Source organism: Psychrobacillus sp. BL-248-WT-3 (assembly GCF_012843435.1).
Lineage (GTDB): Bacteria > Bacillota > Bacilli > Bacillales_A > Planococcaceae > Psychrobacillus.
Map to the genome: position 1 here is coordinate 49083 of NZ_JABAFC010000020.1, position 16087 is coordinate 65169.

At 37.9% G+C, this 16087-nt stretch carries 16 protein-coding genes; 5 read left to right on the forward strand and 11 right to left on the reverse strand.

All coding sequences use genetic code 11. From position 1 onward, the window contains the following. Positions 1 to 23: 23 nt before the first annotated feature. The 6 genes from HF876_RS11510 to HF876_RS11535 form a co-directional block, all read right to left on the reverse strand. Positions 24 to 995 carry an acetylxylan esterase gene (locus tag HF876_RS11510; RefSeq protein ID WP_169360201.1) on the reverse strand — a complete coding sequence of 324 codons (972 nt, stop codon included), beginning with the start codon at positions 993 to 995 and terminating at the stop codon, positions 24 to 26. A 37-nt stretch (positions 996 to 1032) separates the two neighbouring features. After that, positions 1033 to 2085 (reverse strand): Gfo/Idh/MocA family protein, encoded by a 1053-nt coding sequence (locus HF876_RS11515; protein WP_169360202.1) that lies wholly within the window; start codon positions 2083 to 2085, stop codon positions 1033 to 1035. Between the two features lie 33 nt (positions 2086 to 2118). Further along, positions 2119 to 3120 (reverse strand): zinc-binding dehydrogenase, encoded by a 1002-nt coding sequence (locus HF876_RS11520; protein ID WP_169360203.1) that lies wholly within the window; start codon positions 3118 to 3120, stop codon positions 2119 to 2121. Positions 3121 to 3162: 42 nt separating this feature from the next. Then, positions 3163 to 3966 (reverse strand): carbohydrate ABC transporter permease, encoded by an 804-nt coding sequence (locus tag HF876_RS11525; RefSeq protein ID WP_169360204.1) that lies wholly within the window; start codon positions 3964 to 3966, stop codon positions 3163 to 3165. 16 nt (positions 3967 to 3982) lie between these two features. Next, the gene (locus HF876_RS11530) at positions 3983 to 4879 is read right to left on the reverse strand and encodes a carbohydrate ABC transporter permease (RefSeq protein ID WP_169360205.1); all 897 of its coding nucleotides are present in this window, start codon (positions 4877 to 4879) and stop codon (positions 3983 to 3985) included. Between the two features lie 119 nt (positions 4880 to 4998). Further along, complete coding sequence (locus HF876_RS11535; protein ID WP_169360206.1) at positions 4999 to 6261, reverse strand: sugar ABC transporter substrate-binding protein; 1263 nt, start codon at positions 6259 to 6261, stop codon at positions 4999 to 5001. Positions 6262 to 6590: 329 nt separating this feature from the next. On the opposite strand from HF876_RS11535, the gene HF876_RS11540 reads away from it, so the two are divergent. Next, positions 6591 to 7265 carry a YesL family protein gene (locus tag HF876_RS11540; RefSeq protein ID WP_169360207.1) on the forward strand — a complete coding sequence of 225 codons (675 nt, stop codon included), beginning with the start codon at positions 6591 to 6593 and terminating at the stop codon, positions 7263 to 7265. A 45-nt stretch (positions 7266 to 7310) separates the two neighbouring features. On the opposite strand, the gene HF876_RS11545 is transcribed toward HF876_RS11540, so the two are convergent. After that, the gene (locus HF876_RS11545) at positions 7311 to 8540 is read right to left on the reverse strand and encodes a sugar ABC transporter substrate-binding protein (RefSeq protein ID WP_240949742.1); all 1230 of its coding nucleotides are present in this window, start codon (positions 8538 to 8540) and stop codon (positions 7311 to 7313) included. Positions 8541 to 8853: 313 nt separating this feature from the next. Between HF876_RS11545 and HF876_RS11550 the strand changes: the two genes are divergently transcribed. Then, the gene (locus HF876_RS11550; protein WP_169360208.1) at positions 8854 to 9771 is read left to right on the forward strand and encodes a DMT family transporter; all 918 of its coding nucleotides are present in this window, start codon (positions 8854 to 8856) and stop codon (positions 9769 to 9771) included. A gap of 27 nt (positions 9772 to 9798) precedes the next feature. On the opposite strand, the gene HF876_RS11555 is transcribed toward HF876_RS11550, so the two are convergent. After that, complete coding sequence (locus tag HF876_RS11555) at positions 9799 to 10029, reverse strand: hypothetical protein (RefSeq protein ID WP_169360209.1); 231 nt, start codon at positions 10027 to 10029, stop codon at positions 9799 to 9801. A 16-nt stretch (positions 10030 to 10045) separates the two neighbouring features. Further along, on the reverse strand, positions 10046 to 11299 hold the full coding sequence (gene cypC / locus HF876_RS11560; protein ID WP_169360210.1) for a CYP152 family fatty-acid peroxygenase CypC: 1254 nt from the start codon (positions 11297 to 11299) through the stop codon (positions 10046 to 10048). Positions 11300 to 11594: 295 nt separating this feature from the next. On the opposite strand from cypC, the gene HF876_RS11565 reads away from it, so the two are divergent. Continuing rightward, positions 11595 to 12224, forward strand: a complete 630-nt coding sequence (locus HF876_RS11565) for an alpha/beta hydrolase (protein WP_169360211.1) — start codon at positions 11595 to 11597, stop codon at positions 12222 to 12224. 104 nt (positions 12225 to 12328) lie between these two features. On the opposite strand, the gene nagB is transcribed toward HF876_RS11565, so the two are convergent. After that, complete coding sequence (nagB, locus tag HF876_RS11570; protein ID WP_346764074.1) at positions 12329 to 13036, reverse strand: glucosamine-6-phosphate deaminase; 708 nt, start codon at positions 13034 to 13036, stop codon at positions 12329 to 12331. Position 13037: 1 nt separating this feature from the next. Next, on the reverse strand, positions 13038 to 14210 hold the full coding sequence (gene nagA, locus HF876_RS11575; RefSeq protein WP_169360213.1) for an N-acetylglucosamine-6-phosphate deacetylase: 1173 nt from the start codon (positions 14208 to 14210) through the stop codon (positions 13038 to 13040). 233 nt (positions 14211 to 14443) lie between these two features. Here nagA and HF876_RS11580 point away from each other — a divergent pair, with 233 nt between their 5' ends. Both HF876_RS11580 and HF876_RS11585 read left to right on the forward strand, forming a co-directional pair. Continuing rightward, the gene (locus HF876_RS11580; RefSeq protein ID WP_169360214.1) at positions 14444 to 15148 is read left to right on the forward strand and encodes a hypothetical protein; all 705 of its coding nucleotides are present in this window, start codon (positions 14444 to 14446) and stop codon (positions 15146 to 15148) included. A gap of 280 nt (positions 15149 to 15428) precedes the next feature. After that, a partial coding sequence (locus HF876_RS11585) for an IS110 family transposase (RefSeq protein ID WP_169360215.1) occupies positions 15429 to 16087 on the forward strand: 659 nt, incomplete at its 3' end.

A 16087-nucleotide genomic window follows, 5' to 3' on the forward strand; every position in this document is an offset into this window, starting at 1 on the left:
GTTCCCCTCCTATATCTATCCCTTCAGCTCCAATATTTTCTGACAAAAGCTAACTTCTTTTCTTCATGAAAAGGGTTAACCTCATGTGCATATTGAGGGTAGACTTCTATTTCCTTACTTGTTGTTCGTAAATAGTTATAGGCTGCAAAGACAGTGGATGGTGGTGTTACAGAATCCTCTAATCCAATAGACATTAGGGTCGGGCAATTAATAGATTCACAGAAATGTACACAATCAATATAGCCAAGTGTATTCATCAATGTTTCATAGGTGTCATATTGTGGGTCTGTATACTTGAAATAGTTGATAAACTCCATATACGGTCCTGCCAAAGACACCTCTAAGGCTCTTTCAAAATTTGCGAGGAATGGATAATCAGAGACTACTAGTTCTATTCTTTGATCCAATCCTGCAATTGCTAAGGCTAAGCCCCCTCCTTGAGAGCTTCCTACAACTCCTAGTTTTGTTGGGTTAAAAAGAGCCTCCGGTGAATTAATCCATTCAAGCTGTATTAGTAAATCCTTAAGCACATTCGTATAATAATATTTATCTGGATCATGGATACCATTTAGCATCCAACCAAGACTTCTACTTCCATTATTGTATTTAGCGTAGTCCGGTGAGCTTCCTTGCGCTCGAACATCAAAGGCATACACAGCTATCCCCATAGAAATCCACTTTAAATAGTCTAAGGGCAGTCCACGGCTACCTGTATATCCATGGATATTTAATATAACAGGACATCGTTCAACACCTTTAGGCTTAATAGCCCATCCCTTTAATGGTGTCCCATCCCAGCTTTCGAACACTAAATCTGCTACCTCCATAGTAGGAATCACGTAATCCTTCCAAACAACTGTGACACTTGGTTGGATATTGCTTATTTTCTTCTTTTGTTCTTCCCAAAACACCTGAAAGTCTACCGGCTTACGAGTAAGCATTGGCTGGTATGCCTTTAAATGGTTTAAAGAATAGTCTCCAATTTGTCTACCCAAATCGATTTAGCTCCTCCTTTCTAAGCAAACTTTGTCCTTACAAATAAACTTCTTTACCTGTTTGAGCAGATTCATAGATAGCATTCAACATTTTCATTACTTCGACCCCATCTTCAACAGGTGCAACAGGCGATTTCCCATCTAAGCAGCATTCTACAAAATGGTTTATCTCATTAGTAAAAGAGCCTGCAAAGTCAAAGCTTTTGTTGTCAACCTGCGGAAGAATATTTAAAATAGTATCATTCTGCTCCGTCACAATAATTAGCTCTGGTTCTATTTCAGCTCCTCCTTTGTCTCCAAACAATTTAACGCTTACTTGATCCTCTTTTGCCTGAAGCGTAAAGCTTACATCTACCGCCAAAGATGCTCCGTTTTCAAAACGAATTAATCCATTTGCTAAATCTTCCACGTTGTTTAAAGAAGAGTCGTAGTCAGCAGCCTTGTAAAAGGAAAGGTTTTTGACATTACTTCGATTACCGAGTTTGGAATACGTGTTGCCACTGACAGAAACTGGTCTAGGCCTCCCCATCAAATACCAGCAAAGATCTATCATGTGAACTCCTAAATCCATAAGGGCTCCTCCTCCAGATTTAGATTTATCACTAAACCAGCCACCTGGATTTCCTAGTCTTCTTAAACAAGATGCTTTTGCGTAATAGATTTCCCCCAAATATTCCTGATCGATAAATTGCTTTAAGATATTAGAGTTGTTACCATGTCTTCTAACAAATCCGACGAGTAAAACTTTGCCTGACTTTACTGCCGCAGCCTCGACTGCCAACGCCTCCTCGACCGTCATGCATAAGGGCTTTTCAACTAACACATGCTTCCCTGCTTCCAGTGCAGCAATAGCAATTTCAGCATGCGTATTGTTCCATGTACAAATGCTTACTGCATCTACATCTTTGTTAGCTAATAAGTCTTTATAGTTGGTATACATATGAGTAACACCATATTGATGACCACATTCCGTAAGTCTTTGCTCGTTTTGATCGCATAATGCTACTAGCTCTACCCGATTATGTAAGAGATAAGGGGTAATATGAAATTGTGAAATAGATCCTCCACCAATCACGCCAACCTTCAACATTAAAATGCTCCTCTCCAGTTATAAAACTACTTCCTAACGAAAACGTATTAGCTTCGTCAGGGTTTTAGATTTCTTGTCAGTCAAATCTTTATATGCAGCTGGCGCCTGATCTATGTTCACTTCTTCCGTTATAAATGAATTAATCTTAATACGCTTTTCATTCACTAATCTTAAATATTCAGCTACATTTCTTCCCTCTGTCCACCGCACATATCCATAAGGATAATCCACTGCCTGTTTCTCATAGACAGGGTCATATCTCCCTGGCCCCCCTGCTCTAGAGATGAGGATTTGAGCTTCCTTCCCAAACATTAACTCTCGTGGAAAGTCCGGCTCAATATCTCCTACAATAACGACCTTTCCTTGGTTGCGTATCCATTCCAAGCTTTGACCAGTAAGCGTTGACCGTTTGCCTCCCGCACAAAGCAATACAGCGTCTGCTCCTCGGTTGAATGTACGCACATTAATCTCTTCTTTCATGTCCTCTAACTTCGAAAAGGAGGTAATTTCTGATTCTTCTTTTAACATAGCTCCTCTTTCAGCTTGTACATCGTATGCAAGAACATCATAGGCAGCAGCATGAGCTACCTTTGCAATCATCTGCCCTAACAATCCAAGCCCAACAATCACCACTGTTTCTCCAAATGCTAATTTCGCTTTTCGAAGTGCATGAATAGCTATTGCTCCAATTCCAGCTAGAGATGCTTCTTTTGGATCCATACCAATTGGAACCTTGGCACATAAGGTGGTTGGTACACATAAATACTCAGAATGCCCCACGTAGGGTGCACCGTAGCAAGCAACTATATCTCCTTCTTGAAAGTCAGTGATTTCGTTCCCGCATTCCTCAACAATACCAACAGCACTATACCCTAATGAAATCTCTCGGGCATTGCTCGCTGATATTAAACTCAACTCGGTCCCGGGAGATATAGCGCTATACAACGTTTTGATCATAAGATAGGAAGGTAAAATATCCATCTTAGGCCTTTCTTCTATATAAACCATTTGATCTTTAGCAATAACTGACTTCACTTCAATCGCTCCTTACATCAAAACCTATTTGGTTAGAATTCATCATTTCAAACCTGACATTTGAATTCCCTCTGTAAAATATCGTTGGAAGAATAGGAAAATAAGAAAAGTTGGTATAAAAGAAACTGCAGAACCTGCCATTTCTATCCCAAAGTTTCCTTCCTTTCCTAACATCGAAGCCAAGCCAAGTGTTACTGGGAACATTTTTTCCTGAGTTAAATAAATTAGTGGCTGAAATAAATCGTTCCAGTTGGAGATAAAGGCAAAAGTTCCAACTGTAGCGACTACCGGAATAGAGAGAGGTAAAATAACTTTAAAGAATATCTGTAAATCATTTGCCCCGTCTATATATGCAGCCTCTTCTAAATCATTTGGTATTCCCTGTAGAAACTGTCTTACTAGGAAAACCCCCATTATTCCCCAGAGCTCTGGAACAATAAGCGCCCAATAGGTATTGATCCATCCAAAGTCAGAGAACATAATATATTTTGGTATGATCAACAATTGTTGAGGAATCATAATAACCCCCATAAACACCCAAAATATAACCTCTCTCCCAAAGAATTTTTTCTTTGCGAAAATATAACCTAGGATTGCACAAAAAATCATCTGACTCGCTACGGGTATCACAGTAATAACAACTGAGTTAAAAATCCATCGGAGAAATTGGCCATCTCTCATAATATAAAAGTAGTTTTTTAGAGTTGGTTCATCTGGAATCCAAAAAAGCGGGTCTAATTGTGCGTATTCTACATTTTTAAAAGACCCTAAAATCATAATGATAAAGGGCATTAGAAAACAAAAACCCAATATAAACAAAGCAACATAGGAAATTACCTTTTTCAAACACTTTCATCCCCTTCTAGTAGAGATTAGACTCTTTCCCTAAAAACCTTCTTTGTAAGAGAGAGATCATTAGGATGATGAAGAATAGCACATAGGAAAGTACTGCAGCATAGCTTAAATTCAGGCTAGTAAAGCCTTGATTGTATAAGTAATAAACAATAGTCGTTGTTGCATAGTTTGGTCCTCCGCCTGTTAGCAAGTAAGCTGAGTCAAAAATTTGGAACGACCCGATAGTAGTAGTGATCGCTACATAAAAATGAATAGGCTTTAATAGAGGAAAAGTTACTTTCCAAAAGATTTTACTTGTCGATGCGCCATCCATTTTAGCCGCCTCATATAGCCCCTTGTCTATCGATTGGAGACCAGCGAAGTAATAAATCATAGTGCTCCCGGCAACCTTAAAGACACTTAATGCGGCTAAAACAGGTAAAGCCTGACTAGAATCAGATAAGAATAGCTGAGGCTCAATACCGATTAGCCCTATTAGATAGTTAATCATTCCTTCCTCTGTCCCTCTGAATAACCATCCCCATATGCCAGCGATAATTACAAAAGATGTGACAACAGGTAAAAAGAAAATCCCTTTAAAAAATCCAGCCATCTTAACACCCGAATTAATAATTAAGGCTAGTATTAAGCCCACTGCCATTGTCGGGACAATATAATAAACCGAAAACATCACAGTATTCCATAAGGCCTTCCACGCTATACTATCGCTTAAAAAGTATTTCCAATGCTTAAGCCCTACAAATTCTGGATCACCAATTACCTTCCAATCCATGAATGTTAAATAAAAGCTTAAAAGGAATGGGTACACTTGGAAAATAGCAAAATGTATTAAGATCGGAATAAGAAAAATATAGACGATTGCATTACGATCCCATTGTCTTTTTAATCTAGCCCTTAGCGTCATCCCATTTTTCTTGGACGCTAAAGGTTTACCTATTGTATTTACCAGTGTAAACACCCTTTCATATGTAGATTAATCATATAGAGAGCTTGATCTGTCAAAGACCAAACTCCCTATTAGATTTACTTTACTTTTCCTTTAATTGCTTCAGCAGCTGCATCAGCAGCCTCTTTTGGAGTTTTCTTGCCTTCCATCATTGTTTGAAGCTCCGCTTGAATCAAAGGCATAATGTTGCGTCCCTCTGGATGTATAACTCCTGGTAAAGCAAACTCAGTATAAGTCGCTAGCTGTGCTAAATATTTTTGCTCTTCAAAGATATCCTTTGCAGATTCACGCGTTGGGATATACTGAGTAACCTGATTAAATTTACGTTGGTTTTCAGCATTCGTCATAACTTTTACAAATTCAGCTGCTGCATCTGGATTCTCAGAGTTAATAGGCACTACGAACATACCAGTAGTTCCATACGTAACTTGTTCTTTATTTTTTAATGGGGGTGCAATAACAAATTCAAATGTGTCTTTACTTAACATACGGCTAATAGATGCTCCAGATCCTTGGACAGAAAGCAGTTTACCACCGTCCCATAAAGCATCATGCTCTAATGCGGTAATAGAATCCTTTGGAATCCACTCGTTTTTATACATTTTGTTGATAAACTCGAACGCTTCTACACCAGCATCGCTGTTAATCTTTACTTCATTGTCTGCTGTAAGTACTTCTCCACCAGCCTGCCAAAGATATGGATATAATGTACCGTTCATAGAACCTCCACCTTGGAAGCTAGATGCGTAATACCCTTTTGCTTTAGCTTTTTCTGCCCATTTCTCAAACTCTTCCCATGTTGCTGGCAGTTTGGATGGATCTTCACCGATTTCCTTGATGATGTCTACATTGTAAAGGAAGGTATATGCTTCTTGTAGAATAGGTAAACCGTATACTTTATCCTTCCATGTAGTGGAAACTAGAGCACTTTCAACAAAGTCCTCCATATCGTTGTCCTTTAAATATGGGCTAAGATCCGTTAGCATCCCTGCTTCGGCATATTGTGGCATTTGGTCAGGGATAGCATAAAATACATCCGGACCATTGTTAGCAGCTAAAGCAGTAAGAACCTTTTGGTCACGATTTGCCCAAGGAATTTGTTCAAAGTTGACCTTTACTCCTGTAGCCTCTTCATAAGAAGCAATAATTTCATCCCACATTTTACCTTCTACTTCCTGGTCCCCTGTATACGGATGTGCCCAAACAGTTATTTCTCCTGAAAAACCATCCTTTCCAGCTTCTCCAGACGTTTCTATTTTTTCCCCTGCCTCATCATCACTACAAGCTACCATTAAGGCGCTAAATACTAACAATATTAAAAATAACCACAGCTTTTTCATATATTTACCCCTTCCCCTTTTTAAAATATTTTGTTTGGATTATAACTGTTACTTAATTACTAAATCCCTCCTCCTAATAAACTGCTCTGGCTCGTTCTTTCTCCGTAACGTCTCCAACATTCACAGATATAAATTGTAAAAACTTCGAGTACATTTTAAGAAAGCGCTATCAAGTTCAAATTATAAAACTATTTACTTTCTTAATAGCCTAAAATATACTGAAATTACAAAATAATAAGTTAACTTTTACTTATCTTATATGATTAACAATAAAGAGACAATGTCTATAAATAGTCTTTAATTAATAGACTTCTGTTTGAGAGGAGAAAATGAAGCTGAACTGGGATAATTTTAATAAAGTTGCATATTGGATGTTGTCACTAATTTACTTGAATTTATTGTGGATTATGTTCACTGTTTTAGGCTTAGGGATTTTAGGTCTATTCCCTTCAACTGTCGCATTATTTGGGGTTGTAAGATTGATGGTCATGAAGGAGGGCAAAGAACCATTTAAAGTCTTTCAATCTTTTTGGAGAATCTTTAAAAAAGACTTCTGGAAGGCAAATAGTTTTGGCTTATTTTTTGCTTTCATTTGTTATTTTTTAATTTTTGACTTTCAATTTGTTCAATTAAGTAATGGCCAATTTAATTTTTTATTACCTGCTCTATTTTTCATCCTAATCTCTAGTATTCTTACACTACTATTTTTCTTTCCTGTTTATGTTCATTTTGAACTAAATTACTTTCAATACATAAAACAGTCGTTTCTTATCGCTATTACGTCTCCCTTAGAGCTTTTTGGCATCTTAGCAAGTACATTAGCTATGTATTTTTTTCTAACATTTTTACCTGGAGCCATACCACTTTTCTCAGGAAGCCTTCTAGCCTACGCAATAACCGTGTTAAGTTTTAGAGCCTTTAGAAGAATTGAGCAAAAACAAAAAGTACAACAAGAAAAACCATTAGTTAGTAAAGACATGTTGGTTGAGGACCTGAAATCTTAAAAAAGAGAGCGGGATCTATTCTTTAGATCACGCTCTCTTTTCTTGTTACTTTAGCTTTCCTTCAATAGCTTTGGCTGCTGCATCTGCCGCTTCTTTAGGAGTTTTCTTACCTTCTAGCATGGTTTGAAGTTCTGCTTGTATTAACGGCATAATATTACGCCCTTCCGGATGAATGACTCCTGACTGTGTAAACTCCGTGTAAGAAGCTAATTGGGCGAGATATTTTTGATCGTCATAAATATCTTTTGCTGACTCTCTAGTAGGAATGAATTGAGTTTCTCTATTAAATTTCCTTTGGTTTTCAGCATTTGTAATTACTTTAATAAACTCTGCAGCTGCATCCTTATTATCTGAATTTACCGGAACAACAAACATGCCAGTGGTACCATAGGTAGCTTGTTTTTTATTCTTTAATGGCGGAGCAATGACAAACTCAAAAGTCTCTTTTTCTAGCATTCTACTTACTGATTTTCCTGCTCCTTGAATAGATAACAGTTTTCCGCTATCCCATAAGGCATCATGGTCTAAGGCAGTAATCGAATCCTGCGGAATCCAACCATTACCATATAATTTGTTAATAAATTCAAATGCCTCTACGCCACTTTCATTATTAATCATTACTTTATTGTCTTCCGTTAGTATTTCACCACCAGCCTGCCATAAATAAGGATACAGAGTACCATTCATTGAGCCTCCGCCTTGGAAGCTAGAAGCATAATAACCTTTTTCTTTAGCTTTAGCTGCCCATTCTTCAAACTCTTCCCACGTAGTTGGAAGCTTGAAAGGATCTTCCCCAATCGCTTTCACAACTTCAACGTTGTACATAAAGGTTTCGACTGATTGTAAAATCGGTACACCATACATTTTCCCCTTCCACTTAGTTGGAACCAGGGAGCTTTCCACAAAATCGTCCATATCGTTGTTTTCCATATAAGGGCTAAGGTCAACTAGCATTCCCGCTTCAGCATATTGAGGCATTTGGTCAGGGATGGCATAAAATACATCTGGACCATTATTTGCTGCAAGTGCAGTCAATATTTTTTGATCGCGATTAGCCCAAGGAATTTGTTGGAAGTTAACCTTCACACCAGAGGCATCTTCATAAGAAGCGATTAACTCCTTCCACATTTCCCCTTCTTTTTCCTGATTGTCCGTGTACGGATGAGCCCATACAGTTATTTCCCCTTTACTTTGAGAATCCGTTGTTCCAGTATCATCACTACAACCAACCATCAGTAACCCACTTACCAGCAATAAAAAAAGTAACTTTTTCAATTGACCTACCCCTTCGATTTGTTTTCTAGCTGCTCTTCTCTTTTCGATTCTGCTTCTAGATCACCCCTTTCAAAATAATAAGTATTTTTTTCCAATTATGTCAAATGTAAATCATTAGTTTCTTAATAGTATATGACTGACATGAAAGAGACAATGTCGTAATATAGTCACTAATTTTCTACACAATGGCTATTTTTTATATTTTGTGTGACAAATAGCTGTCGTCATGTTGTTTAAATTTCATATATGTTGTAAGATTCCTTAGTTATATTAAAATAAAGAATCTTACAACATAAGGCTCGGTGAATGATAGATGAATACAAAAGCTTTTTTTCTCGCAATTATGACTGTAGCTATCTGGGGATCTTCTTTTGCAGCTATTAGTGCAAGTTTAAATGGAGGCTTTCCTCCGGGTCACTTATCTTTATATAGATTTTTGATAGCCTCACTTATTTTTGCTGTTGTTGCATTCTGGCCAGGAAGTAAATTTAAACTTCCTGAGAAAAGCGACCTATGGAAAATATTAATATTAGGGTGGATTGGTATTAGCCTCTACCATGTTTGCGTGACATTTGGACAAATGACCATTTCTGCAGGGACTGCAGGTATGCTTATCGGTTCTGCACCAATTGTTACCACTGTGATGGCTGTCGTTATATTAAATGAACGATTAGGAAAAGTAGGATGGGTAGGATTAGGGTTTGGATTTGTTGGAATAATACTTATCGCTTTAGGGACTGGAGACTCATCCTTTGATATCTCTCCGGGAGTATTCCTAGTTCTAATTGCAGCTTTTGCCACTTCTATTTTTTTCGTATATCAAAAGCCTTTATTTAAGAAATATAGCGCTATTGAGCTTACTGCTTACTTTACTTGGGCTGGTACTGTACCATTTCTCTTTTTTTCACCTGGACTATTCGATACTCTTCAAAACGCAACTGTAGAAGCAAATCTATCTGCGATTTACATTGGTATATTTCCTACAGCATTAGCCTACCTCACTTGGGCAATAGCGTTATCTAAGAGCGATGCCAGCTCTATTTCCAATACATTATACGCAGAGCCAGTTGTTGCTATAATTATTACTTGGATTTGGCTTCATGAGCTTCCTTCTCCACTTTCTATTGTTGGTGGGACCATTGCAATAAGCAGCTTGTTACTCGTTAACTTGTATGGAAAGAAACAGCGGCTGACTTTAAAGCAAGAAAATACAGCCAAAAATCACATATGAAAAAAAGGTACCCATGAAGACTATGCTTCATTTGGGTACCTTTTTACTTTTATCTATACGATGGTATTCAGACAGTTGGGTTACACGGACATTCTTCGTATTCAATTCATGGTAGATGCCTCTACTATCCCAAAAGGAAATAAACCGATCCCTTTCATTTCGAATCAGACTTTCCGCTTCCTCCAATGATTCTAAGTGAATAAACCTTCTTATATAGTGGTTTTCATCAAAGAAGTAAGTAATTTTAAATTCTTTCATCTTTAGTCTCCTATTGTTACTTGCTTTTTACATTGGCCATTATAACCTTACTATGTGGAAGACTTGGTATACTTACCATGCTATAGCTTAAATCCTGGTTTGGAAGGTCGTATTCTAGCTTATTTGCAAGATATTGAAGGCTCACCTTCATTACTTCAATAGTTACCCACTCTCCTGCACAGCGATGGCCCATATTGAAATCTCCACCGCCTTGAGGTATAAAGCTAAATGGGCTCTCGTCCCACTGTGCAAAACGATCGGGATTGAAAATTTCTGGGTTGTCCCATAGATGAGGATCATGGTTGGTTCCATACAAGTCTAATAAGGTTAAGGTTCCTTCTTCAAATTGAAACTCGTTCCAGATAAAGTCTTTTTTCACTCTAGCGATTGTCGCAGGAAAAAAAGGATAAAATCTTCTGACCTCCTGTACAAACATTTGAAGGAATTCTTCCTCTATTAAAAGTCTCGGTTTATTTTCAGGATATTGATGAACGGCCAAGCCGGTGAAGGTAATATAAACGGAGATTGCTACAATTGGTCTAATAATATTCAACACTTCTACAGCAACTATTTCTTTATCTAATAGCTTGCCTTCTATGTCCTTATGAAAGGAAAAACTGTTGAGAGCAGTTCCCTCTGGTGGCTGTAGCTCGCTATTTCTTACTTGTTCCACCAGCTCTCCAATCCAATCCTCTAATTCTTTTCTAGCATGCCTTCCCATCCAATGTTCAGGTCCTAGCGCAGAAGCAGACTCAAATAATTTAGTCAGCTGCTCTGTACGTTTTTTTACTTCGCCCTCATTTAAAGGCACCCCTGCCCATTCACATGCCAGCTTGCATAATAATTCTCTCGATTCATCATATAGAACAACTTGGTCTTTCTGTTCCCATTCTCTACTTTTGATATCCCAATATTTTTGAGTAAGACGGTTTAAACGCTCTAGATGATTTGGCGTCATGATAGACATGAACATCCCTTTTCTATTTCTATGCTCTTCCTCGTCCAATCCTTGAACTCCGCCTACTCCAAATAGTGTCTTTTGAAGTCTTTTTGGAGCGGCTCCCATTCTTATGAACTTATCGTTATCATAGAAAAGCTTAGCCGCCTCTTCGCCACCCATACAGATCGCCTTCTGCCCCAACAATCTTGTTTCAAAGATATTAGATGCAAAGCTTTTACGTCTATTCGCTAAAAACATATACCCCTCACGTAACAACGTGAGACTATGATCTAGACCCTCTTCCTTTGGCATCTGCCTTGAATTAGTCATTTAACCATCTCCTTATTTACTTATATTGTTTGTTTACTTTTCCCTTTTTAATCTGGTTAAAACAAGAAAAGCGTAATCGCCTGTCTCTGCCCCGACAGGCAAATGGAGAAAAGCGAGGAGGCAGCTCCTCAGCCACCGGAGCTTTTATCCATTTGACCCGAGGGGCAAGGCGTCCCACAGGTTCAGAACTTTATAATTTCCTAAACAACTAGAAAAGCTCTTTGCACTATCTTTTATCTTTAAATAAAGCATATGATAGAATGTATTTACTACAAGAAGGAAGGAAGTAGCTAACATGAAGTCACCTTTTACATATAAATATATAGCACCGACCACTAATGGAAATGACCAGCCATCTCTTTTCTTATTTCATGGCATGGGCAGTAACGAAGAGGATTTGCTCCAGCTTGTAAAAGAATTAGAGGGTAGCCACCATATATTTAGTTTGCGTGGACCAATTGTATTTAATCCTGGATATGCATTTTTTACGATTGAGGAAGAGGGACGACCAGAAAGACAGGTTTTTGATAAGGTATTAACTTACCTACACCAGTTTATTGCAGAGGCTGTACAGGAATATAGCTTAGATCAAAGTAAAATAAGTTTAGTCGGCTTTAGTCAGGGCGCTGTATTGGCACAGACAATAGCTCTTACTATGGGCGATGTAATAAAAGGAGTAGCTGCCCTAAGCGGTTATTTACCTGATTTTGTGAAAGAGGAATATAGAAAGCACCCTGTCGATCATTTGACTATGTTCATTTCGCACGGGGAATATGATTACGTAATTCCATCTCACTGGGGATTAGAAAGTAAAAATTATTTTGAGGAACTAGGAGCTAATGTTACATATAAAACATACGAGGACGGTCACGGAGTTGTTCCGGAAAATCAGCTTGATTTAGTTAATTTTATAAAACAACTGTAGAATAATTATCAAGTTCAATTGAAGGAAGAGAATGAAATTTCTTATTTAAAATGTTTGAGGAGATACTATATCTTCCTCAAACATTTTTTTGATAATATATATTTTTAACTTCCATAAATAATAGTTACATGAGGATGCTTTTTCAAACAGCTTGCCGGAAAATCCTCGGAGATGCCTTGTTCCTTAATGCGATTCAAAGTCTCTATTTTATTTTCACCAAAGGCTAATAACACAATCTGCTTAGCCATCATAATTGTTTCAATACCCATTGTAATTGCTAGCTCTGGGACTGATTTTCCTTCTGGAAAGTATTTAGCATTATCCTGTTTTGTTTTATCTGCAAGCTCGACAACATGTGTTCTTGACTGAAAAGACGTACCTGGCTCATTAAACCCAATGTGTCCATTAACACCAATCCCCAATAATTGAAGATCAATTCCGCCTTTTTGTTCAATCTGCTGCTCATAACGGGCACATTCCTTCTCTAAATTCGTTGCTAAGCCATCTGGAAGATAAACATTTTCTCTTGGAATGTTTACATGGTTAAATAGATGCTCCTGCATATATTTATGGTAACTTGTAGCCTCCTCCGGCCCGATTCCTACATATTCATCCAAGTTAAACGTACTTGCTTCTTCAAAAGAAATATCACCATTTATGTAACATTGCACTAATTCTTTATAAAAACCTATCGGAGTTCCTCCTGTTGCTAATCCTAATACACTAGATGGCTTTTCTATTAATTGCTTTTCAAAAATAGTAGCTGCCATTTTACTCATTTCTTCGTAAGTTTTAACTTCCAACCATGTTATATTACCTTTGCTCATTAGAATAACTCAGCCTTCCTTTACAAAAAGTATATTGTACTTCAAAGGAGTTATTTAGCAATACAATGTCGGCATCCTTCCCAACTGCTAAACTCCCTTTTCGATCATCTACCCCTAATCTTTTCGCTGCATTTGTTGAGGTTATTTTCACTAACTCATGAAGTGGTAAATTAGTTAGGTCTTGAATTTTTCGTAAACCTTCATTCATTTTTAGTACACTTCCAGCTAGCGTACCAGATTTTAATGTAGCAGTTCGACCAACCACGTTGACCTGCTGATCCCCAAGTGAATAGTTTCCATCCGGAAGTCCTTTCGCTCGCATAGAATCAGTAATGAGAATGACTCTATCCGGTCCAATCACCTTAAAAACTAATCGAAGCATATCGTCTGATAAATGGATACCATCCGCAATCACTTCACAAAAAAGCATTTCATTCATGAATCCTGCTCCAACCATCCCAATTTCTCGATGGTGAACACCTGTCATCGCATTAGTAAAATGCGTTAGATGTGTTAACCCATTCTTTACTGCATTATTAATGTCTTGATAGGACGCCTTCGAATGACCTGCGGAAGAAATAACTCCTTTCTCTTTTAAATACTGAATCATGACAAAATTTTCGTCGAGCTCAGGAGCCAATGTAACCACCTTCAAATTGCTTAGTTGTTCTCCAAACCAACTATTTAAACTAGAAACAGAAGGCTTTTGTATATGCTGAAGCGGCTGGGCCCCCGCCTGCTCTGGATGTATAAATGGCCCCTCCAAATGAAAACCAAGCATCTCTGCTCCCTGATTTTCTATACCCTCCGTCAGGAATCGAGTGTTTACTTCTATTGATTTTTTAATTCGCTCTGATGAGTGAGTAATAGTTGTTGCTAAAAAAGATGTTGTTCCTTCTTGAGGCAAATATTCGGCAATCTCTTTCGTAGCCTTGAGATCTCCATCCATAAAATCAGCCCCCGCAGCGCCATGAATATGGATATCTATAAAACCAGGCATTGCAACATATCCCTTGCCATCAATGACTTCTCCAGTAAACTCTTCCATTGTACCTTCAGATATAGATGCTATCTTTCCGTCAACAATTAAAATCTCTCCTTCGATTAATTGGCCATCCTCTAAGCACATTTGAACATTTTGAATTAGATAATCACTCATAGGCACACCTTCCTATAAAATATATTTACTTTTAAATAAATTTAATATTTCTAAATAATCATATAATATAAACGTATAAAATTATATACTTAAATTCTATGAAATAGATTAACGATTCCTATAAAGGGGTATTTCTTAAGTTGATTCTTTCAATTTCTTTAAATAATTATTTAAATAATGTAAGCACCCCATCCACTTTTATTGTATGATAATTAAAAATAAGGAGGAATATTATGCCATTCTTACACTCTCCAAAATACCATCCGTCTATAGATGAAGTAATCATCCAAACCTTAAAAAGTGAAGGCGTTAAAAATGAAGTAATTGAAGACAAGTTAGTAGAGATGACTAAAATAGAAGCTATGGATCGGTATTTTAGTTCTAAAGAAGTAGAGGTAACTACCGAATCTATCTCCCATTTTATATCCCATGCTTTTTACATAGATTTAGACAAAGCATACTTGTTAGACATAGAAACTGCTGAAAACCTGAAAGAGCCTACTCCAAAGGCAGCCATTACATGGTACCTGGAAAATCAACAGCAAGATTGGACTGGAGAGCAGATTCGCATTCTCCTAAAAAACCTATTTGGTATAAATACAAATGGACTTGCATTTTTAGAAAACAAGAAAATCTCTTTATACTCTAAGAAGCAATGGATTCTAAAACAGGACCATGATTTGTTTATTGTTTCTACTGGGGTAAAAGATATAGACGTTTACATTTTAGCAACTGATTATTTTAAACAAAAGACTGGATTAGATGGCTTACCAGAGAATTTACACGAAAAGCTAAATGAGCTGGGATTCAGTTATAATCAAGAAAAAATGTGCTACTATTTCTGCACAGAAGACGGTCAATCAGTAGAAGATTCATTTAAAGGTCAGGTCCTAAATAGCTTGATAGAAGTAGCACGGACGAAATACGATCATTTATAAAGGCTATGTTAAAGGGTAGGGTTGATTTATAATGCAAAGAAATCTTTAAATCATAGAGTAGAATTGATTTTTCGCCCCAGCCGGACGCTTTCCGCGGGGTGAGCGATAAGCCATCACCCATCGCTATCGCGCGTGGTTGTGATGTCTTATCTGTCTCACTCATCCCGCTGGAGCATTCCTGTATTATAACTTTAAAGGCACTTGAAAAAAAAAGAACCCTCTTATATGATGCTAGAGTAACAACCAATGAATACTCAAAACATATATAGGAGGGCCCCTTATGAATAATAGTACGAATCATAAAATTAATCAAGTGACTGAAAAGACGTTGGTCATCGGAATCGATATCGCCAAACGCAAACATTACGCATGTGCTGTAGACGACCGTGGACGAGTATTGCATAAGTCCTTTCCCATCAGACAGTCGGCAGAAGGATTTACGACCTTCTATGAACAGCTACTTGTATTACAAAACAAACATGAGAAATCAGAAATCCTTGTTGGGTTCGAACCAACAGGACACTACTGGATGAACCTAGCGGCCCATTTAACCGCGCATGACATCCGCTATGTGTTCGTGAATCCTAGTCACGTGAAGAAATCCAAAGAATTGGATGACAATCTACAGACAAAGAACGATGTGAAGGATGCGATGGTCATCGCCAAGCTAATCCGCGATGGGCGGTTCAGCTTCCCACGCATTTTAGAAGGTATCGAAGCGGAACTGCGCAATGGTGCATCCCATCGCGCCTCGCTTCAGAAAGAGCTTGGCATCATTACAAATCGAATCATTCGATGGACAGATCGGTTCTTCCCAGAATTCCAACATGTCTTTAAAGACATCGGGAAAACCGGCCTAGCAGTGCTGGAGAAAACACCATTACCAGAGGACCTTCGAGAAAAAGAAGTGGCGGAGCTACTCCCTTTCTACAAAGAGGT